Source organism: Kribbella sp. NPDC023855, from assembly GCF_040639475.1.
In the GTDB taxonomy this organism is placed as follows: Bacteria; Actinomycetota; Actinomycetes; order Propionibacteriales; family Kribbellaceae; genus Kribbella.
In genome coordinates this window covers 138,492-157,945 of record NZ_JBFAAA010000011.1, presented here as the reverse complement: position 1 = coordinate 157,945, position 19,454 = coordinate 138,492, and the positions used below count along the sequence as shown (strand labels likewise).

The following is a 19,454-nucleotide window of genomic DNA, read 5'->3' as shown; positions in this document are numbered from 1 at the left end:
CTGGGGCTGTGGCTAGAGTGACGGGCGACAAGTTGACATCGCGGGAGCTCGCGCCGAAAGCGGGCTGAGAGGGCGGCTGGGGAGACCCGGTGCCGCCGACCGCCGAACCTGTCCGGGTAATTCCGGCGTAGGGAGCAGCATCGTGACAACCATCGACAACTCTGTCCGCCCGAGCGTTACCACCGGGCCGATCTCTGGATCGGAGAAGATCTACACCGGTGAGCTCAGGGTTCCGCAGCGGCGGGTGCAGCTCACCAACGGGGAGCACTTCGACCTCTACGACACCTCCGGGCCGTACACCGACGCGACCGCGCAGATCGACGTACAGGCGGGTCTTCCGCCGGTACGCCGGGACTGGATCGCCGGTCGTGAGCCGCTGACCCAGCTTGCGCATGCGCGGGCCGGGACGATCACGGAGGAAATGCGCTACATCGCGATCCGGGAGAACATGGATCCGGAGTTCGTCCGGGCCGAGGTGGCCCGCGGCCGGGCGGTGATCCCGGCCAACCACCGGCATCCGGAAGCCGAGCCGATGATCATCGGGAAGAAGTTCCTGGTGAAGGTGAACGCCAACATCGGCAACTCGGCCGTGTCCAGCTCGGTCGAAGAGGAAGTGGAGAAGCTGGTCTGGGCCACCCGGTGGGGCGCGGACACGGTGATGGACCTGTCCACCGGCAAGAACATCCACGAGACGCGCGAGTGGATCCTGCGCAACTCGCCGGTGCCGATCGGGACCGTGCCGCTGTACCAGGCGCTGGAGAAGGTGAAGGGTGACCCGACCGAGCTGTCCTGGGAGGTCTACCGCGACACGGTGATCGAGCAGTGCGAGCAGGGTGTCGACTACATGACCGTGCACGCCGGAGTACTGCTGCGGTACGTGCCGCTGACCGCCCGGCGGATCACCGGCATCGTCTCGCGCGGCGGCTCGATCATGGCCGCGTGGTGCCTCGCGCATCACCAGGAATCCTTCCTGTACACGCATTTCGCCGAGCTCTGCGAGATCCTGCGCCAGTACGACGTGACCTTCTCGCTCGGCGACGGGTTGCGTCCGGGCTGTATCGCGGACGCCAACGACGCGGCCCAGTTCGCCGAGCTGCGGACGCTGGGCGAGCTGACCAAGATCGCCTGGGAGCACGACGTCCAGGTGATGATCGAGGGCCCGGGACACGTGCCGATGCACAAGATCGCGGAAAACGTCCGGCTCGAGGAGGAGCTCTGCGGGGAGGCGCCGTTCTACACATTGGGGCCATTGGCAACTGATGTCGCACCGGCGTACGACCACATCACCAGTGCGATCGGCGCGGCCCAGATCGGCTGGCTCGGGACCGCGATGCTCTGCTACGTCACGCCGAAGGAGCACCTCGGGCTGCCGGATCGCGACGACGTGAAGACCGGGGTGATCACCTACAAGATCGCTGCCCACGCGGCCGATCTGGCCAAGGGGCACCCGCACGCGCAGGACTGGGACGACGCGTTGTCGAGGGCCCGGTTCGAGTTCCGCTGGGAGGACCAGTTCAACCTCTCGCTGGATCCGGACACGGCCCGCTCGTACCACGACGAGACGCTGCCGGCCGAGCCCGCCAAGACGGCCCACTTCTGCTCGATGTGCGGGCCGAAGTTCTGCTCGATGCGGATCACCGCCGACATCCGCAAGTACGCCGAGGAGAACGGCCTGGACTCCGCCGAGGCGATCGAAGCAGGCTTCGCGGAAATGTCCGAAACCTTCCGAGCCAAGGACAACAAGCTCTACCTCCCCCTGGCTGACTGACCCGGGGAGGCGCCGCTGCCCGGCGGCTCTCGAAGGAAATCGAGACCGTCGGGTCCGCGGGTGAAAATGGGCTGGAGGGGCGGAATACGTCCTGACTGGGTGTGAAGGTGACGGGGCGTCGAGGTGCGCGAAGCGCGGAATCCAGCGGAGAATGGGGGAACTGGTGGCCGTCGGGGTGATCACTGTCAGTGATTGGCCGAACCGGTTCAGGTTTTTCCCTTCACTCTGCGTGAATAAGACTGTAGCCTTAATCTGCGTTGGGAAGGAGGTGAGCAGGGCGATGGTCTTCGTTCTCACGGTAGATCAGCGAGACAGCGGAAGCATGGGCGATCTCGTACCCGAGCTACTGAATACGCTGAACCGGCGACCCCGGCGGGTCGGGCTGCTGCGCAAGTTCGAGCGCACCGCGGGCGACGAGGTCCAGGGCGTGCTCTCCGACGCCCGCGCCACCATCGACGTGATCGTCCAGTTGCTCCGGGCCGAGGTCTGGCATGTCGGCCTCGGGTTCGGTCCGGTCGACCTGCCGCTGCCGCGGAGTACCAGGGCCGGCAGCGGGGACGCCTTCATCTTCGCTCGCGAAGCCGTCAACCGCGCCAAGTCCAGTCCCCATCACGTGAGCGTGGTCGGCAGCAACAAGCACGCGGCCGAGCAGGTGGAGAGCGTCATGTGGCTGGTGGCCTCGGTACTACGTCGCCGCAGCGAGCGCGGCTGGGCAGTGGCCGACCTCCTGTCGGAAGGGCTGACCAGGAGGGAGATCGGCGTGAAGCTTGGGATCAGCCAGTCCGCTGTGACCCAGCGGGCGCAGGCGGCAGGGTTCGCCGAGGAGCAGCGCGGCCGGGTGCTCGCGGCTGAGTTGCTCGAGGCAGGGGAGGCTGCATGACGGCAGCAGTGCTGGTGCTGACCGGTGTCAGCCTGGTGCTCGCCGTACTGGCGTGGTGGCCCAAGTCGGGCTCCACGCCGGAGATCGTGATCAGTGGCTTCATGCTGGCCTGTTTGACCGCCGCGGCGATCCTGCTGCTGGCAGGGCACGGCGTACAAGGCTGGCGGGAGACCTGGTGGAACATACTCCTCCTGGCCTCCGGTGCCCTCGCGGTAGCCGGTGGAGGTCCACTGACGACTTCTGTACTGGCACTGGTCGACCGCGGCAACACCAGGTCGCAGTCGACCCAGCAGGCCGGTGAGGTACTGCGAGGCGGCGCGCTGATCGGTGCGCTGGAGCGCGGCGCCATCTACGGCTCCATCGTGGCGGGCTGGCCCGAGGGCCTGGCGATCGTGCTGGCCATCAAGGGCCTGGCGCGCTACCCGGAGCTGCGCAGTCCGGACCAGCCGGCGTCGGTGACGCCGCAGGCGGTGGCGGAGCGATTCATCATCGGTACCTTCACCAGCGTGCTCTGGTCCGTGCTCTGCGCCGGCCTGCTGCTCTCGAAGTAGTCAGACCTTGATGACGTAGGTGGACATCACCTTGTCGTGCCAGGTCTGCTTCTGGTCGTCCCACAACGGCCAGAGCGCGTTGAGCAGACAGGCCTGGTCGAAGATGGCTCGCAGGAAGTCGCGCAGGAACGCCCGGCCCGGGCCGATCGGCTGGGCGGACCCGGAGTCGATCAGCTTGATGTCCAGCACGCTCTTGCCGATGCTCTGACCGGTGTTGCCCTGCCGGATCACCCGGTTCCAGACCCACAGGCCGATGGTGATCAGGACACCGACCAAGAGCACGATGACGGCGAACGGATCGGGGCCGGGGTCGATGGACGAGTCGGCTTTGCCGGCGATGTTCACCAGGAAGATGACGTAGCCAATGGTCCCCGGTACGCCGGCGACCAGGCCGTCCAGGAGAGACGCGGCCACCCGGGAGCCCCAGCCCGCCAGCTCGGCCCCACCACCGGGAGCGCCGTAGCCGTACCCATAGCCCTGCGGGTAGGGATTCTGCCCGTACGCCGACCCGGGTTGCCCGTACTGCCCAGGCTGTCCGTACTGCGGCTGCGCAGGCTGGCCGTACTGCCCGTACGGCGAGGGTTGCCCGTACTGCGGCTGCGCCGGCTGCCCGTATTGCCCAGGTTGCCCATACTGCGGCGGACCGTAGCCGGGCTGACCCGGTTGGCGCGGTACATCCTGCGGGCGGTCCTCAGGACCGTGGGGAGGGGTGGTCACAGAAGTCCTTTCTTGCGCTCTCGAATCAGAGCTTGATCACCAGGTCGGAGACGACCTTGTCGTGCAACGTCTGCTGCTTGGCATCCCACAGGGGCCAGAGCAGGTTGAGGAAACAGAGGTAGTTGATCAGGTACGAGCAGATCTCCCGGACGAAGGTCCTGCCGATACCGATGGTCTCCCCGGTCCGCGCCGAGACGATCCTCAGCCCAGTGACCCGCTTGCCGACCGACTGTCCGGTCCTGCCCTGCTTGATCACCCGGTTCCAGAACCAGAGCAGCCCGCTGAGCGCGACGCCCAGCACCATCGCCGTACCGGCGGCCGGGGTGAGCTCCTGGCTGTCGCCGTTGATGGCCAGCCCTGCGCCGAAGCCGATGGCGACGGGCGGGAACTGGACCATGCTGTCGATCAGCGAGGCACCGACGCGGGTCGTCCACTCCGCATACCGTCCGGGCGGCGCGTAGCCGTAGCCGCCTTGCAGGTGGGAGCCACCAGGCGCGTAGACCGGCTGACCGGGCTGGTACGGGCTGTTGCTGCGGTCACCGGGTTGTCCCGGCGGAAACTGACCCGGGTACGGCGAGGGAGGGGTGCTCACGAGATTCCTTTCGGAGGGCGCTCCGGGATCGTACTGCCCGTCTTCGGACGGCCAAGCCACCGTCGGGGATCCCTGGCAGCAGGAGTTACCGTTGGGGACGTGACCCAGCCAACCGTCGTACTCCGCCCGCAGGGGCCGGTCGAGCCGCCTGGGCGGCAGGTACTCGGTCTCGCGGCCGTCGGTGTCGGTGGGTTCGTACTGGCAGCGGTCTACCAGTTGTCCGGCTCACGTCAGCTCGGCATCCCGTGCCTGCTGCATGCCACCACCGGCCTGAACTGCCCGTTCTGTGGAGGCACCCGGATGGCCGCTGCTCTGCTGCGGGGCGATCTCGTCGCCGCCTGGCACTTCAATCCGGTCGTGCTCGTGATCGGTCCGCTGATCGGCGTTGCCGTCGGCTACCAACTGCTGGCCTGGGCACTCGAGCGGACCCGGCTGGTCAGACTGCCCAGACTCCGCCCGGACCCGCGGCTGGTCGACCGTGCGATCAAGGTCCTGGCCGTCGTCCTGCTGGTCTACGGCGTCGCCCGCAACCTGAACTGAGGGCGACGCCGTACCAGGTGCTTACTGTGGCTCAGCGGCCGACCGCGCCGGAGGCGTAGCCGAGGATGCCGAGCGCGAAGGCCACGATGCCGCCGATCCAGGCGACCTTGGCCAGGGTGTCCGACTTGCCCTGCTCGCGGAACTTGCCCTGGGCAATGAAGCCGAGGATGATCGCGGCCGGCGAGCAGCAGAACCAGCAGACGATGCCGATGATCGCCAGGGTCTGCGGGGTGTTGTTCTGCGGCGCGGCGCCGCCGTAGCCGTAGGCGCCCTGCTGGCCGGGGTAGCCGGGCTGGCCCGGGTATCCACCTGGCTGCTGGCCGTAGCCAGGCTGACCGGGCTGCTGACCATAACCAGGCTGCTGCCCATAGCCGGGCTGCTGGCCGTAACCGGGCTGACCGGGCTGGCCGTACTGACCAGGCTGCTGGCCGTAGCCGGGCTGACCCGGCTGCTGACCGTACCCAGGCTGACCTGGTTGCCCATAGCCCCCAGGCTGCCCAGGCTGCTGGTAGGGATCGGACTGCTGCCCGTACTCACCCGGCTGCCCAGGCGTGTCCTCGGGCCGATTCGGGTTGTTCGGGTCGTCGCCGGGAGGCGTCGGAGTGCTCACCACGGTCCCCTTCTAGAACGTTGAGAAGGCACAGACACTACTACGACAGGGGGACAGATCAGCCGAACCGGCCGGTGATGTAGTCCTCCGTGGCCTTCTCGCCCGGGTTGGAGAAGATCTGCTTGGTCGGGCCCATCTCGACCAGCCGGCCGGGCTTGCCGGTCGCGGCCAGGTTGAAGAAGGCGGTCTGGTCGGAGACCCGGGCCGCCTGCTGCATGTTGTGGGTCACGATCACCACGGTGAACCGGTCCTTGAGCTTCTCGATCAGGTCCTCGATGGCCAGCGTCGAGATCGGGTCCAGGGCCGAGCAGGGCTCGTCCATCAGGATCACCTCGGGCTCGACCGCGATCGCCCGGGCGATGCACAGCCGCTGCTGCTGACCGCCGGACAGACCCGCACCGGGCTTGTCCAGCCGGTCCTTCACCTCGTTCCACAGGTTCGCGCCCTTGAGCGAGGCCTCGACGACCTCGGTGAGCTTCTTGCGATCCTTGACCCCGTTGAGCTTCAGGCCGGACGCGACGTTGTCGAAGATCGACATGGTCGGGAACGGGTTCGGCCGCTGGAACACCATGCCGACCACCCGGCGGACCGCCACCGGGTCGACGCCGCTGGCGTACAGGTCCTGCTGGTCCAGCATCACCTTGCCCTCGACCCGGGCGCCGGGGATCACCTCGTGCATCCGGTTCAGGGTGCGCAGGTAGGTGGACTTGCCGCAGCCGGACGGGCCGATGAACGCGGTGACCGAGCGGGGCTCGATCGTCATCGACACGTCCTCGACGGCCTTGAAGTCGCCGTAGTAGACGTTGAGGCCGCTGACCTCGATGCGCTTTGCCATATCGACTCAGAACCTCTCGGGCTAGTGGGACTTGATGGTGCTGAAGCGCGCGATCACGCGGGCCAGCACGTTGAGGAGGAGGACCAGCAGGATGAGCGTCAGGGCCGCGGCCCAGACCCGGTCGGCGGCCGGCTGCAGGGCCAGCTCGGTCCGGTCCTGGTTGATCATCGTGGGCAGGGCGCCCATGAACCCGTCGAACGGGTTCAGGTTGATGTTCTTGGAGTAGCCGACCAGGATCAGCAGCGGCGCGGTCTCGCCCATCACCCGGGCCAGGCCGAGCATCACGCCGGTGATGATGCCGCCGAACGCGGTCGGGATGACCACCTTGAGGATCGTCTTCCACTTCGGCACCCCGAGCGCGTACGACGCTTCGCGCAACTCGTCCGGTACCAGCTTCAGCATTTCCTCGGTGGAGCGCAGGACGACCGGCAGCATCAGCAGGACCAGCGAGAGCGCCACCGCGAAGCCGACCCGGTTGAAGCCGAGCACAGTGATCCAGACCGCGTAGATGAACAGCGCGGCCACGATCGAGGGCACCCCGGTGAGGATGTCGATCATGAAGCTGACCACCTTGGCGGCCTTGGTGCCCTTGCCGTACTCGACCAGGTAGATCGCGCCCAGAATGGCGATCGGCACCGCGATCACGGCACAGATCAGCGCCATGATGAGGGTGCCCATGATCGCGTGGTACGCGCCGCCACCGACCCGGCGTACCGTGATGCCGCGCTGCGACTGGGACCACCAGTTCGGATCCAGCAACAGGTTGTACCCCTTGCTGACCACGGTCCACAGGATCCACAGCAGCGGAACGAGTGCGATCAGGAAGCACAGCACGATCAGCGCGGTGGCCAGGGTGTTCTTGAACGCCCGGGCACCGGACTTGCCGGTCAGGTCGAGAGTCTGCCCGTCGTACGCCGGCTTGTTGGCTGCGAGCGTGCTCACGAGGCGGCTCCTTCGGTCTGGGCGGGGTTGGTCCCGGCCCGGCGGTTGCGGCGCGGACGCTTACCGCCGGGGCCGCTGCGCGCGACGATCAGGCGGGCGGCGGAGTTGACCAGGAAGGTCACCACGAACAGGACCAGACCGGCCGCGATGTAGGCGCCGGTCTTCTCCGGTGAGTCGAACTCCGCGGCGTTGTTGGCGATCTTCGACGCGAACGTCTCGCCGCCGGCGAAGATCGAGGAGTTCCACGGGTCGTTGCCGTTCGGCACCGACAAGATGATCAGTACTGCGACGGTCTCGCCGAGCGCGCGGCCCAGGCCGAGCATCGAGGCGCTGACCACACCGGAGCGGCCGTACGGCAGGACCGCCATCCGGATCATCTCCCAGCGGGTCGCGCCGAGCGCCAGGGCGCCTTCGCGATGGGTGATCGGCGTCTGGGCGAAGATCTCCCGGCTGATCGCGGTGACCACCGGCAGGATCATGATCGCCAGGACGACGGACGCGGTGAAGACGACGCCGAGGTTGTCGGTGGCGGGCTTCTCGAACAGCGGGATCCAGCCGAGCGCCGAGCTCAGGCCGTCGATCACCGGGCGCAGGATCGGGGCGAAGAAGATGATTGCCCACAGCCCGTAAATGATCGAGGGGACGGCCGCCAGCAGGTCGATCGCGTGCGAGACCGGCGCGGCCAGCCGCTTGGGCGAGTAGTAGGTGGTGAACAGCGCGACGCCGACCGCGATCGGGACCGCGATCAGCATCGCGATGATCGAGCTGACCAGCGTGGTGTAGAACAGCGCCGCGATCCCGAACTTCGGCGCCGGGCCGCCCGGTTCCCAGATCCGGGAGAACAGGAAGCTGCTCTGGTTGTCGGCCAGCGCGGGAATCGCCAGCGCGAGCAGGAAGATGCCGACGAACGCGACGATGACGACCACCAGGCCGCCGGAGCCGCGGGCGAGTCCGGCGAACAACCGGTCGCCGAGGTGCCCGACCGGGCCGAGCTCGAGTTTCTGCCGGGGAGTGGGGCCGGTCGGCCGGTCGGGCGGGGCCGTGCCGTCTGTACTACTCATCGATGCTGCTCCAAGCGCCTGGTCGGTGCGGGGTGGCGAGCCGGCGAGCCGAAGCCCCGGCCGTCCGGATCACCGGAACGGCCGGGGCTCGCATCACGCCGTACTGCGATGGTTCGTGCGGTCAGCTGATCGCCTGGATGGCGGCGTCGACCTTGGTGCGGATCTCTTCCGGCAGCGGCGCGTAGTTCAGCTCGGTCAGCGTCGACTGGCCGTCGGCGCTGGCGAAGTACGTCAGGAAGCTCTTCACCAGCGCGGTCTTCTCGGCCGGCAGGCCCTTGCTGCAGGCGATCTCGTAGGTGACCAGGATGATCGGGTAGGCACCCGGCGCCTTGGTCGCGTAGTCGAGCTTCATCGCCAGGTCGCTACCGGTACCGGCCGGCTTCGCGGCGGCCAGCGCCTTGCCCGCGGACTCGGCGGACAGCTCGACCGGGCCCGCGCCGGTGTCGACCGACGCGACACCCAGCTTGTTGTCGACCGCGTAGCTCCACTCGACGTAGGTGATCGAGTTCTTGGTGCTCTTCACGCCTTCGGCGACACCGGCGGACTTCTCCTTGCCGGCGCCCGTGCCGGTCCACTTCTTGGCCGGCTTACCGGTCCACGCACCGCCACCGGCGGCCTCGAGGTACTTGGTGAAGTTCTCGGTGGTCCCGGACTCGTCGGAGCGGAAGAAGACCGCGATCGGCGCGCTCGGCAGCTTGGCGTTCGGGTTCAGCTTGGCGATCGCCGGGTCGTTCCAGGTCTTGATGGTGCCCTGGAAGATCTTCGCGGCGGTCGGGCCGTCGACGACCAGCTTGTCCAGACCGTCCACGTTGTAGGCGATCGCGACCGGGCCGATGACCATCGGCAGGTTCAGCGCCGGGCTGCCCTGGCAGCGCTTGGCGGCCGCGGCGGCCTCGGCCTCGCCACCGTCCTTGGCCTCGGTCTTCAGCGCCGAGTCCGAGCCCGCGAAGTCGACCTGGCCCGCGTTGAACTGCTTGATCCCCGCACCGGAGCCGGTCGGGTTGTAGTTCACCTTGACGTCGGTGCACTTGTCGTTGTTGTACTTGCTGATGACCTCTTCGATGGCGTTCTTCTGCGCCGAGGAACCCTCGGCGTTCAGGGTGCCCTTCGGGCAGTCGCCGCCACCGGAGGACGAGCTGGTGCTGCCGGGGTTCGCGGACGACTCCGGGTCGGAGCCACAGGCGCTCAGGGCGAGGACGCCGAGGGATGCCACGGCGACGGTGCCGACGCGGAGCAGGCGATTGACGGACACGAGAGTGTTGCCCTTCTGCGGGATTCAGACTTCTTGAACTTCCACAGACGGTAGGGAGACCAGATGACCGGGTGGCTCGTGCCGGGTGAACGAGCGGTGAACGGTTCCGGTAGCGCTGACGACGGCTGGCGTGCCGTCAGAAGGCCAGCAGATGAACTGAGTTAAGGACCGTGACCCAGAGTGACTAAAACACTTGTTGGGTCACGGTCCGGTACCGACTCAGCGGACGGAAAGTGGAAAGGTCCGGCTCACTGTTGCCGCGATCGGCAGACCGTTGTAGGTCATCGCCGGCACCGCGATCCGCCAGTTCTTGGTGGTGCCGCGGCCGGAGGCCTTGAAGCTCACCGTGCCCTTGCCGTTGACCAGGGCGATGTCCATCGAGTGACGCCAGGCCGAACCGTTGAAGTACTGCAGAGCGGCCCGGTTGGTGGCGGCCGGCGTACGTCGACGCTCGCGGTCATCGTCTCGCCGACCCGGGCGACGGACTTGTCGAACTTGGCCGTGACGAAGTCGGCGTACGTGGTGACGGTCCGGACCGACGAGGAGGCCGGCGTCGGTGAGCTGGGGCTGCGGCGACCGGATGGCGTCGAACCAGGGTGAGTCGGCCGGTGTGGACTCGACGCCTGCCGCGTCGATCGTGACGACGGTGATCCGCAGGACCTCGTAGGGGTAGAGACCGTAGCTGTGGCGGTCGATGAGGACCTCGTCCGCATCCCCAGCAGCTGTCGTCGCCAGCTCCTTACCGCACGGTGAGCTTGAAGGGCTTGCTGGCCGTTGCCACGATCGGGAGGCCGTTCATGGTCATCTTGGGGACGACCACTCGCCAGTACCGGCTGGTGCCACGTCCCGCCGCCTTGAAGGAGAACGTGCCTTTGCCCTTGGTGAGGGAGATGTAGGTGGCGTGACGCCAGACCTTGCCGTCGTACCACTGCAGGTCAGCCTTCACCGTCCCGGCCGGCAGGACGTCGACAGTCGTCTTGACGATCTGACCGACTGCCGCGGTGCTGGTGTTGAACCCCACAACGGCGAACTTCGCCTGCGTGGCGGAGTACCGGGCGGAGGTCGAGGCTGCAGGAGCGACTGTGAGTTCGCGGCCGTTCAGGTGGGACCAGCTCGGGATGTAGAGGCGGTACTGCTGGCCGCCGTACAGGCGAACGTTGGCGATGAACCGCAGTTGCTGGTTGGCATACGTGCCGATTGTCTTCCAGGGGCGAGTGGCGTCCGGACGAGCCTGGAGGAAGGTCCGGATGCCGGGGTTGGCGACGAACGGGTTCGCCGGGTCGGGGCAGTTGACCTGCGCGTTCGCGCACAGCCGCGTGCCGGCGACGATGGAGAACGGGAGGCTTTGCGAGTACACGTTGGTCGCGGGTACCGAGAGACCCACCGCCGTCTCGTTGAACACCACACGCGACGAGCCTGAGTAGCCGCCCCGGATGGCCCACTCGTTGGTCGTCAGGATGTCGACGGGATACGGGCGCGGATGCGGCGGAATGGTCAAGGTGGTGGTGCCCGCCGGCAGGGTGAACGACTTGCCGGGGGCGTTGGGAGTCGTGGCGACGGCTAGCTTCACCACCTCACCAGTCGACGGCAGGTCGAGAGGATCGCCAGGTGTCGTGTCGACGGGGACGGGGGCCAGCGACCAGTTCAGCTTGAGCGAACTGTCGGCGAGCGGCACAGCACTGGTGAAGGTCGGCAGGGGAGCGCCGATGGAGTCGAACCACGGCGACACGACCGGTGCGCTCTCGGCGCCGGCCGCGTCGATGCTCACCACGCTGATGCGGGCGACCCGGTCGACTGCGACCAGTGCCTCTCCGGCCCTGGTCCACTCGTTCGGCGTACCTGGCTTGCTGGTGAACCTGGTCACCTGATGGCCGTCCTGGTACTCGACCCGCACGATGTTGGCCTCGCCACCGTCGGCCCACGTCATCTTGACCAGCTTGTTGGCGGGCGAGACCCAGCTGATCTGCAGGTCGGTGGGCGCCTCCGGCCCTGCGGCCTGGGCCGGGAGCTGGATGCTGCCGAGCAGCATCAGGGCAGCAGCGGCTACGGCGAGTGGCTTGCGCATCGAGCGTGGACCCCCAGAGAAGAATGCCTGGCGAGTCGACCCCCGGCCGCCAGTGCGTCGGCGCAACTTAGCGCATGTAGTACGGCGTGCAGAAGACTGTTTGCAGCTTGTTGCAACCGATTAGCTGGAGAAGTCCTCGGGGGCGACGCCGTCGAGGAACTGGCGGAAGCGTTCGAGCTCGGCCTGCTCCTCTTCCGGGGTGGCCACGCCGGCTTCCTGGAGCACCTGTTCGGTGCAGCGGATCGGCGTACCGAGCCGGACCGCGAGGGCGACCGAGTCGCTCGGCCGGGCCGAGACGCGGGCGCCGTTGCCGAGGACGAGCTCGGCGTAGAAGACCGCGTCGCGCAGCTCGACGATCTCCACCGCCTCGATGGTGACGCCGAACGCCTCGATCACGTCGCGCATCAGGTCATGGGTGAGCGGGCGGGACGGGCGCAGGCCCTGTTCCTCGTAGGCGATCGCGGTGGCCTCGACCGAACCGATCGAGATCGGCAGGTACCGGTAGCCCTCGGTCTCGCGCAGCATCATCACCGGCGCCCGGTCGGGCGACTCCATCCGGATCCCGATCAGAGTGAGCTCTCGCATCGTCGTCATGGCGCCCCGACCTCTCCGTGCCCCGGCGCCCGGTGGGACGCCTCAGTAGGAACATACCCGCCCCGGCCGACGTCATCCGGTATCGCCCATGGCTGTTGCCGGAACGGGAAACAGATTGTGCCCGGACTGTGAGGGGTCGCGGTTAAGGGGCTCGGAAGCGTTCGTGGACCTGCCGGCCGCCCTCGAGTTGGTGGGCGAGAACGAAGGCGCCGGGGGAGAACTTGCCGACCTTCAGGCCGAGCTCCTTCGACAGCGCCGGCAGCACCGGCCGGTGCGAGCAGACCACGGTGACCCGGCCGGGCCTCCAGACGGTCGACGCGATCCCTTCGAGCTTCGACGGGTGGTCCTCGTAGCTGCGCTGGGAGATCTCCGGATGCACATGGATCTTCCGGCCGGTCGCCTCGGCGTACGGGCTGACTGTCGACAGGCAACGCTCGGCGTCACTGCTGAGGATCCGGTCGACGCCGACAGCGGCCAGTACGTCGACCAGCCGGTCGGCGGTGGCCAGGCCGAACCCGCTCAGCGGCCGCTTGGTGTCCTTGTCTTCCCAGTCCTTGCGCTTGACCGCCTCGGCATGGCGGAGCAGGACCAGCGTGGAGAGGACCGGAGTGACCTTGTCCAGAGCGTCGAGGATCTCGACATCGCGCGGATAGCTGAGTCGGCGTCGGGCCTTCTCGACCGGCAGCCACTCGGACTTGTCGACCTCGTCGCTGGGCACGAACTCCCGCTCATCGCCGGTCAGCTGGGCCGACCAGTAGTGCACCATCTTCGGGACCGTGTTGCCGTTCTTGCGGACGTCGTACCGCTGGATGCCGAGCGGTGGGCCGAGCAGGACCTGCTGACCGGTCTCCTCCTCGATTTCCCGGCGGGCCGCCGACAGGACATGCTCGTTCGGGGTCAGCTTGCCTTTGGGCAGGGACCAGTCGTCGTACCGGGGGCGGTGCACCAGCAGGATCCGCCGCCCGTCGCGGTCGTCCCGCCAGACGACACCCCCCGCGGCGATCACGGTCGCGGGATTGCTCACGGTGTCAACCCTACGTAATGGGGTCCGGTTGGCGGCGCCGTCCACGCGTTGCGATCAGGCGTTCTTGCAGATCGCGCAGGGGCCGGCCGTCCGGATCGCTCAGCCGCGCCTGCCAGCTGTCGTCGGACTGCAGCCACCAGGACCCGGTCCGCTCGTCGAAACCCATGTCGAACAGGTCACCGAGCTCGGTGACGTGATCCGGCTCCTTCAGCTGGACCAGTACTTCGACACGGCGGTCCAGGTTGCGGTGCATCAGGTCGGCCGAGCCGATCCACACCTCGGGCTCGCCGCCGTTCTCGAACCAGAACACGCGGCTGTGCTCGAGGAAGCGGCCCAGGACGCTGCGGACCCGGATGTTGTCCGACAGACCGGGCACTCCCGGGCGAATCGTGCAGATACCCCTGATCCACAGGTCGACCGGTACGCCGGCCTGCGACGCGCGGTACAGCGCATCGGAGATGGCCTCGTCGACCAGGCTGTTCACCTTGAGCCGCACTCGGGCTGGTCGGCCTGCCAGGTGGTGCTGCACCTCACGCTCGATGCGCTCGAGCAGACCCCGGCGTACGGACTGAGGCGCGACCAGGAGTCGCCGGTAGCCCGCAGTACGGGCGAAACCGGACAGGTGGTTGAACAGGTGCGCGATGTCCTCGGTGACCACCTTGTCGCTGGTGAGCAGGCCGAGGTCCTCGTACAGGCGAGCTGTCTTGGGGTGGTAGTTGCCGGTCCCGATGTGGGCGTAGCGGCGCAGGCCGTCCGGCTCCTCGCGCACCACCAGGGAGAGCTTGCAGTGCGTCTTGAGCCCGATCACGCCGTACACGACGTGACAGCCGGCGTGCTCGAGTTGCCGGGCCCACTTGATGTTGGCCTGCTCGTCGAAACGCGCCTGGATCTCGACCAGGACCAGGACCTGCTTGCCGGCCTCGGCGGCGTCGATCAGGGCGTCCACGATCGGGGAGTCACCGCTGGTCCGGTACAGGGTCTGCTTGATCGCGAGCACGTGCGGATCGGCGGCAGCCTGCTCGATGAACCGCTGCACGCTGGTCGAGAACGAATCGTACGGGTGGTGCACCAGGACGTCGCGCTGCTTGAGCGCATGGAACATGTCGGCCGGGTTGGAGGTCTCCACCTCAGCCAGGTGCGGGTGGGTTGACGGGACGAAGGCGGGGAACTTCAGGTCGCCCCGATCGAGCGCGGCGATCGCGAACAGGCCGCGCAGGTCGAGCGGGCCGGGCAGCTCGAACACCTCTGCCTCGGTGACACCCAGCTCGGACACCAGCAGGGCCCGTACCTTCGGGTCGATCGACTCCTCCACCTCGAGCCGGACCGGCGGGCCGAACTTGCGCCGCAGCAGCTCCTTCTCGAGCGCGGCGAGCAGGTTCTCCGCGTCGTCCTCCTCGACCTCGAGGTCCTCGTTGCGGGTGACCCGGAAGGTGTGGTGCTGAGTGACCTCCATACCGGGGAAGAGCTGGCCCAGGTGGGCGGCGATGACGTCCTCGAGCGGTACGAACCGGCCTTCGGCGACCTGCACGAACCGCTGCAGCAGCGGCGGCACCTTCACCCGGGCGAAGTGCTCGCCACGGGTGTCGGGGTTGCGGACGACGACGGCCAGGTTGAGCGACAGGCCGGAGATGTACGGGAACGGGTGCGACGGGTCGACGGCCAGCGGGGTCAGCACAGGGAAGACCCGGTCCCGGAAGAACCTGGTCATCGTCTCGCGCTCGTCGGTGCTCAGCTCGTCCCAGCGGAGGATGTCGATGCCCTCCTCGACCAGCGCGGGCAGCACCACCTTGCGCCAGGTCTCGGCCTGCCGGTCCATCAGCTCACGGCTGCGGCTCAGGCTCCGGTCCAGAACCTCCCGCGGCAGCAACCCACTGGCAGCCCGTACTGCGACGCCGGCGGCGATCCGCCGCTTCAGCCCGGCGATCCGGACCATGTAGAACTCGTCCAGGTTACTGGCGAAGATGGCGAGGAACTTGGCGCGCTCGAGCAGCGGGATCCGGTCACTCTCGGCCAGCTCGAGCACCCGCTGGTTGAACGCCAGCCAGCTCAGCTCGCGATCCGAGAACCGGTCCTGCGGCAGATCGCCGGCCTCCGTGATGTCGTACGGGGGCTCGACGTCGTACTCCCGGTTGTGCGACGCCAACAAGTCTCCAGCCACGTCACCAGCATCGCATCCCCGGGTGAACAGCAGGTTGCGTAGGTGCCGAGGCGGACCTTGTTGCTAGCGTCACTCCTTGTGAACCGACGACTGGACACGTTGCTGCGGGCCGCCCTGGAGACGGTGCAGGGCAATGCCCTCAAGCCTGTGACGGCCCTGCCACCCGCTATCCGTCGGAAGCTGGCGGGCGCGCCGATTCAGATCGACGGCAACGTCCTCGACCCTGATCTTCAGCTGTTGCTGCGGCTGGAAGGGTTCTTGCCGGGCACAAACAAGCAGTCCGTCGCGACGGCTCGGGCGAACCTGCTGACCTCGGCGAAGCTGGTAGCCAGCCACCCCCGGGAGCTCCTGCGGGTGACCGAGCTAACCGTCCGTGGCGCGGATGGCCAGTTGGGAGCACGCCTGTACGTGCCGCGCAGCGCTCCCACCTCTGCTGGCGGCCTGCTGGTCTTTTTCCACGGAGGCGGCTGGGTGGTCGGCGACCTGGACAGCCACGACGCGTACTGCCGCGCACTGGCCGACGATGCCGGCATCCGTGTCCTGTCCGTCGACTACCGCCTCGCACCTGAGGCTGAGGCGCCGGTGGCGGCCGAGGACGCGATCGCAGCGTTCAGTTGGGCTCTCGAACACGCTGAGGACCTGGGCGCCGACCCAGCCTTCGTAGGCGTCGGCGGCGATAGCGCCGGCGGCAACCTCGCCGCGGTAGTAGCCCAGCAATGCGTACGCCGAAACCTCCCGGCCCCGGCCCACCAGATCCTGATCTACCCGGCCCTCGACCTGGTCGGCCGCCGCCCCAGCCGAGACCTCTTCGCCGAAGGCTTCTTCCTCACCGAGTCAGACATCACCTGGTACCGAGAGCACTACACCCCAAACCCAGCCATGCGCTCCGACCCCCTGGTCTCCCCACTCCTGGTAGAAGACCTGTCGGGCCTGGCCCCCGCCCACATAGTCACCGCCGGCTTCGACCCCCTCCGAGACGAAGGCAACGAATACGCCACCCGCCTGAAATCCGACGGCGTCCCCGTAACCCACACCTGCGAACCCACCATGGTCCACGGCTTCGCCAACATCCTCACCCTCCCCGGCGAAACCCAATCAGCCCGAACCCACCTAACCAACGCAATCCGCCAAGCCCTAAACCCCGCCGCCTAACTACCGCCCCGGCTCAACCAACACCGGCACAGCCTCCCGAACCTGCAACGGAGTAGCAGGCCCAGTAATCGGCACCAGCCCATCCACGTACTGCCACCCGGTCCCAGCAACGTTGAACCGAGCCGCATAGTGAGTCGTGAGGGTCAGCCCCACCCCACCCTTCTTCATGTACTTATGCGTGATGTCCTTGGCCGGATAAGGCCGCCCCGGCGTGGTGGTCGTCGCTGATGCCCCGTCACCAAAATTCCACGTATAACTCATCGGCGTAGCCTCAACCACCACCGGAAACCCCAGCAACGTCACAGTTGCCGTAGACAGCTTGGCCTGGTCCGTATAAACAATCGTGTCCAGATTCACCAACGTCCGCCCCACAGGCTGAACCTTGACCCTAAGCTTCGGAAACAGGACGTTCTTGCTCTCGGCCAAAACCTGCTCCCAGCGGACGTCCTCCGGCCGCGGGATCCGGATTGCCACGACCGCGCTCTGGGTCGGCTCGGGCTGGTTCGACTCGACTGGCTCATCTGGTTCGTCCAGTGCGGGCAGGCACCTGGTCAATCCGGGGGCGTTACCTCGGTGCCCGCAAATACCAATGTCGAGGCGGAGATCATCGTGTGCCACAGGGCCGACGGGGTTAAGTCTATCTCTCGCCATGCCTGAGGTGCCCTTATTTTTCTGGGTCTTACGTGTCCCCCTCTGAGGCCGAGAGTTACTCTCGAAGCGATCACGGTCGTTCGCCCTGGCATCCACCTGAATGCCGTCCTTCGTGCCCTTTCCCGTAGTGACCGGTGGGGTCACCGTCGTTTGGGACATCGGTTGGACAACACTGCGCTTGCCCTCGTCCGAAGTGGCGTCAGCGAGGCTTGACGTGGCCGCGTGAATAAGTCCAACGCAGAGCAGGGCTGCCAGGCTGGAACTGCCGTTCATCCGCTTCATTGTTCGACGAATTTCATCTCGTACATCACCCAGTTGCCACCTTGTGGCGACAGTGCGAGTTCGCGCTTGTAGGTCGTCGGCTTGCTGGTGATCGGAGTAGCCGACTTTGTCTGCTTGCTGACATAACCGCCGACAGTGACGATTGCGGAACCGCCGAGTCGGCCACTTGAGCCGCGAAGCAGCTCAGAGACCTCCTTCGTGTGCTCGTGGTAGTCCCCGGTCAAGAGTCCATTACGTGCGTTGGACGTCTTGACGAAGTCGGCATACAGCCGGCAGCGCTCGCAACCGGAGTCGCTATTGGTGAGCAGTGCACGAGGATCGCCAGTGTCGGACGCGTAGTTCAAAAGGTCGCTGTAGTAGTAAACGAAGGATTCGGCGGCCGCCAGGCTCAGCCCTAGAGCTTCCTTCGGGCGCACGGGCGGAGTTGCAGGCACGTCTGTGGGTGGCTTGGTTGCAGACTCAGTCGCCGTTGGGGCCGAACTCGTGGTCGGCGGCGCGGTGTTGGGGCGGCCGGCTTCGGGGCTGGCGTTGTTGCAGCCGGTTAGTAGTGCGGCGCAGAGGCAGGCCAGGGTTAGGGCGGTGGCTTGCCTGTTGCGGGTAGTCACGGTTGTCACCTCTCCGTAGTCGATCTTGATCGTAGCGGGAGGTGGGAGCGGGGTGCAGTGTCAGTTGGTGCAGGTTGTGGATAAGTGGGTGGGGGCCAGGAGCCGCCCGGCTGGGGGTAAGTGGCTCGGACGGCTCCTGGTTGTGGGTGGGACGGGCGGGGGTGGGGATTATGACGCGGAGTTATCCGGTGAACTCTGTGTGACGTCGTTCACGGGGGCGAACTGGACATCCAGGGCCGCTGTGGTGAAGCCCAGGTTGGTGTAGAGGGTGTGGGCTGCGGTGTTGGTGCCGTCTACGTAGAGGACGACTGAGGAGAGGCCTCGGTCTTCCTGCAGGTGGCGGATGCCCTCGAGGGTCAGGGCCTTGCCCAGGCCGGTGCCCTGGTGGTCAGGGGAGACGCCGACGACGTACACCTCGCCGAAGGGCTCGTCGCCTTCGTCTTCGTGCACTTTGGTCCAGTGGAAGCCGGCGACCGAGTCGTCTGCCGTGACGGCGAGGAAGAAACCCGCTGGGTCGAACCAGGGCTGCTGTAGCCGGTCTGCAAGGTCTGCCTGTGTCCAGCTGCCCTGTTCTGGATGGTGGGCAAAGGCGGCTGCGTTCACGGCCAGCCATGCGCTGTCGTCCTGGCCCGGTACGAAGGTGCGCACCGAGATCCCGTCCGGCCACACTGCCGCCGGTACTGGTCCGCTGGTACGGCGTAAGAAATACAACTCTCGCGCGACTCCCAGCCCGAGTCGTCCTGCGAGCTCATCTGACCCGGGTAGGCGCCCGTGGGCCCACACCCGCAACGCGGAGCCGCCATGGTCGAGCAGCGTCCGCAGCAGCGCAGTACCGAAGCCCTTGCGCCTGTACTGCGGGTCTACCACCAGCTCGGCGGATCCGTCGGGGCCCAGTGCGGCGTACCCGGCGAGGTCGGACGAGCCTGGTTCGCCCGCGTATGCGAGGAAGTGGGAGTCGCCTGGGTGCTCTCCGTTGAGGTGCAGCAGGGTGTGCTCGGAGAGTGGGTTCACTTCGTCGCTCTGAGCAGCCGAGCGAGCGAGCTCGGTGACGGTTGCGGTGGTGGCCGGGGGCAGCGGTGAGGGAACGACTTCGAGGGTCACCTCGATACCGTAAAAGGTCCTGCTCAGTTCATCGCCGAGTCCTTGGTCAGCCACGCCGTTGCAGGGTAATTTTC

The 19,454-nt window shown here is 67.1% G+C and carries 21 protein-coding genes and 1 riboswitch; of the genes, 6 read left to right on the top strand and 15 right to left on the bottom strand.

What is annotated here, in order from left to right; all coding sequences use genetic code 11:
- Positions 1 to 30 precede the first annotated feature (30 nt).
- A riboswitch (TPP riboswitch) is annotated at positions 31 to 151 on the top strand.
- The 3 genes from thiC to AB0F51_RS30970 all read left to right on the top strand — a co-directional run bounded on the left by thiC (position 143) and on the right by AB0F51_RS30970 (position 3,199).
- Positions 143 to 1,768 (top strand): phosphomethylpyrimidine synthase ThiC, encoded by a 1,626-nt coding sequence (thiC, locus tag AB0F51_RS30980; RefSeq protein WP_360285562.1) that lies wholly within the window; start codon positions 143 to 145, stop codon positions 1,766 to 1,768. It overlaps the preceding riboswitch by 9 nt.
- A 322-nt stretch (positions 1,769 to 2,090) precedes the next feature.
- Positions 2,091 to 2,648, top strand: a complete 558-nt coding sequence (locus AB0F51_RS30975; RefSeq protein WP_360285560.1) for a transposase — start codon at positions 2,091 to 2,093, stop codon at positions 2,646 to 2,648.
- Positions 2,645 to 3,199: a hypothetical protein gene (locus AB0F51_RS30970; protein WP_360285559.1), complete on the top strand. Its 555-nt coding sequence runs from the start codon at positions 2,645 to 2,647 to the stop codon at positions 3,197 to 3,199. Before AB0F51_RS30975 ends, AB0F51_RS30970 begins: the two co-directional genes overlap by 4 nt.
- Here AB0F51_RS30970 and AB0F51_RS30965 read toward each other — a convergent pair whose 3' ends face one another.
- Positions 3,200 to 3,916: an RDD family protein gene (locus tag AB0F51_RS30965; protein WP_360285558.1), complete on the bottom strand. Its 717-nt coding sequence runs from the start codon at positions 3,914 to 3,916 to the stop codon at positions 3,200 to 3,202.
- A gap of 25 nt (positions 3,917 to 3,941) precedes the next feature.
- Positions 3,942 to 4,508: an RDD family protein gene (locus AB0F51_RS30960; RefSeq protein WP_360285556.1), complete on the bottom strand. Its 567-nt coding sequence runs from the start codon at positions 4,506 to 4,508 to the stop codon at positions 3,942 to 3,944.
- Between the two features lie 99 nt (positions 4,509 to 4,607).
- Between AB0F51_RS30960 and AB0F51_RS30955 the strand changes: the two genes are divergently transcribed.
- The gene (locus AB0F51_RS30955; protein ID WP_360285554.1) at positions 4,608 to 5,048 is read left to right on the top strand and encodes a DUF2752 domain-containing protein; all 441 of its coding nucleotides are present in this window, start codon (positions 4,608 to 4,610) and stop codon (positions 5,046 to 5,048) included.
- Between the two features lie 31 nt (positions 5,049 to 5,079).
- On the opposite strand, the gene AB0F51_RS30950 is transcribed toward AB0F51_RS30955, so the two are convergent.
- From AB0F51_RS30950 to AB0F51_RS30925, 6 genes are all read right to left on the bottom strand, one after another.
- The gene (locus tag AB0F51_RS30950; RefSeq protein WP_360285553.1) at positions 5,080 to 5,658 is read right to left on the bottom strand and encodes a DUF4190 domain-containing protein; all 579 of its coding nucleotides are present in this window, start codon (positions 5,656 to 5,658) and stop codon (positions 5,080 to 5,082) included.
- Positions 5,659 to 5,716: 58 nt separating this feature from the next.
- A complete protein-coding gene (gene pstB, locus AB0F51_RS30945) occupies positions 5,717 to 6,493 on the bottom strand; it encodes a phosphate ABC transporter ATP-binding protein PstB (protein ID WP_360285552.1) in 777 nt (258 codons plus the stop codon).
- Between the two features lie 21 nt (positions 6,494 to 6,514).
- Positions 6,515 to 7,435, bottom strand: coding sequence for a phosphate ABC transporter permease PstA (gene pstA, locus AB0F51_RS30940; RefSeq protein WP_360285551.1), 921 nt, complete (start codon positions 7,433 to 7,435; stop codon positions 6,515 to 6,517).
- A complete protein-coding gene (gene pstC, locus AB0F51_RS30935) occupies positions 7,432 to 8,496 on the bottom strand; it encodes a phosphate ABC transporter permease subunit PstC (protein ID WP_360285550.1) in 1,065 nt (354 codons plus the stop codon). Before pstC ends, pstA begins: the two co-directional genes overlap by 4 nt.
- 121 nt (positions 8,497 to 8,617) lie before the next feature.
- Positions 8,618 to 9,748: a phosphate ABC transporter substrate-binding protein PstS gene (gene pstS, locus AB0F51_RS30930; protein WP_360285548.1), complete on the bottom strand. Its 1,131-nt coding sequence runs from the start codon at positions 9,746 to 9,748 to the stop codon at positions 8,618 to 8,620.
- A 219-nt stretch (positions 9,749 to 9,967) separates the two neighbouring features.
- The gene (locus AB0F51_RS30925; RefSeq protein ID WP_360285547.1) at positions 9,968 to 10,126 is read right to left on the bottom strand and encodes a hypothetical protein; all 159 of its coding nucleotides are present in this window, start codon (positions 10,124 to 10,126) and stop codon (positions 9,968 to 9,970) included.
- Between the two features lie 3 nt (positions 10,127 to 10,129).
- Here AB0F51_RS30925 and AB0F51_RS30920 point away from each other — a divergent pair, with 3 nt between their 5' ends.
- A complete protein-coding gene (locus AB0F51_RS30920; RefSeq protein ID WP_360285546.1) occupies positions 10,130 to 10,348 on the top strand; it encodes a hypothetical protein in 219 nt (72 codons plus the stop codon).
- A gap of 139 nt (positions 10,349 to 10,487) precedes the next feature.
- Here AB0F51_RS30920 and AB0F51_RS30915 read toward each other — a convergent pair whose 3' ends face one another.
- The 4 genes from AB0F51_RS30915 to AB0F51_RS30900 all read right to left on the bottom strand — a co-directional run bounded on the left by AB0F51_RS30915 (position 10,488) and on the right by AB0F51_RS30900 (position 15,529).
- On the bottom strand, positions 10,488 to 11,813 hold the full coding sequence (locus AB0F51_RS30915; protein ID WP_360285545.1) for a hypothetical protein: 1,326 nt from the start codon (positions 11,811 to 11,813) through the stop codon (positions 10,488 to 10,490).
- A gap of 120 nt (positions 11,814 to 11,933) precedes the next feature.
- Complete coding sequence (locus tag AB0F51_RS30910) at positions 11,934 to 12,398, bottom strand: bifunctional nuclease family protein (RefSeq protein ID WP_360285720.1); 465 nt, start codon at positions 12,396 to 12,398, stop codon at positions 11,934 to 11,936.
- 151 nt (positions 12,399 to 12,549) lie between these two features.
- Positions 12,550 to 13,431, bottom strand: a complete 882-nt coding sequence (locus tag AB0F51_RS30905; protein ID WP_360285544.1) for an NUDIX domain-containing protein — start codon at positions 13,429 to 13,431, stop codon at positions 12,550 to 12,552.
- Between the two features lie 10 nt (positions 13,432 to 13,441).
- Positions 13,442 to 15,529: an RNA degradosome polyphosphate kinase gene (locus tag AB0F51_RS30900; protein ID WP_360285718.1), complete on the bottom strand. Its 2,088-nt coding sequence runs from the start codon at positions 15,527 to 15,529 to the stop codon at positions 13,442 to 13,444.
- A 138-nt stretch (positions 15,530 to 15,667) separates the two neighbouring features.
- Between AB0F51_RS30900 and AB0F51_RS30895 the strand changes: the two genes are divergently transcribed.
- A complete protein-coding gene (locus tag AB0F51_RS30895) occupies positions 15,668 to 16,741 on the top strand; it encodes an alpha/beta hydrolase (protein WP_360285542.1) in 1,074 nt (357 codons plus the stop codon).
- Here the strand turns inward: AB0F51_RS30895 and AB0F51_RS30890 are convergent, their stop codons facing one another.
- The 3 genes from AB0F51_RS30890 to mshD all read right to left on the bottom strand — a co-directional run bounded on the left by AB0F51_RS30890 (position 16,742) and on the right by mshD (position 19,380).
- Complete coding sequence (locus tag AB0F51_RS30890) at positions 16,742 to 17,215, bottom strand: hypothetical protein (protein ID WP_360285541.1); 474 nt, start codon at positions 17,213 to 17,215, stop codon at positions 16,742 to 16,744.
- Between the two features lie 455 nt (positions 17,216 to 17,670).
- Positions 17,671 to 18,279 (bottom strand): DUF6318 family protein, encoded by a 609-nt coding sequence (locus AB0F51_RS30885; protein WP_360285540.1) that lies wholly within the window; start codon positions 18,277 to 18,279, stop codon positions 17,671 to 17,673.
- A 168-nt stretch (positions 18,280 to 18,447) separates the two neighbouring features.
- A complete protein-coding gene (gene mshD, locus AB0F51_RS30880; RefSeq protein WP_360285538.1) occupies positions 18,448 to 19,380 on the bottom strand; it encodes a mycothiol synthase in 933 nt (310 codons plus the stop codon).
- Positions 19,381 to 19,454: the final 74 nt, after the last annotated feature.

What these genes read in the sequence shown, in the direction of transcription:
- AB0F51_RS30975 (WP_360285560.1), top strand. Translation starts at nt 2,091, where the DNA reads ATGGGCGATCTCGTACCCGAGCTACTGAATACGCTGAACCGGCGACCC.
- AB0F51_RS30970 (WP_360285559.1), top strand. Translation starts at nt 2,645, where the DNA reads ATGACGGCAGCAGTGCTGGTGCTGACCGGTGTCAGCCTGGTGCTCGCC.
- pstB (WP_360285552.1), bottom strand. Translation starts at nt 6,493, where the DNA reads ATGGCAAAGCGCATCGAGGTCAGCGGCCTCAACGTCTACTACGGCGAC.
- pstC (WP_360285550.1), bottom strand. Translation starts at nt 8,496, where the DNA reads ATGAGTAGTACAGACGGCACGGCCCCGCCCGACCGGCCGACCGGCCCC.
- AB0F51_RS30925 (WP_360285547.1), bottom strand. Translation starts at nt 10,126, where the DNA reads ATGGACATCGCCCTGGTCAACGGCAAGGGCACGGTGAGCTTCAAGGCC.
- AB0F51_RS30915 (WP_360285545.1), bottom strand. Translation starts at nt 11,813, where the DNA reads ATGCGCAAGCCACTCGCCGTAGCCGCTGCTGCCCTGATGCTGCTCGGC.
- AB0F51_RS30910 (WP_360285720.1), bottom strand. Translation starts at nt 12,398, where the DNA reads ATGCGAGAGCTCACTCTGATCGGGATCCGGATGGAGTCGCCCGACCGG.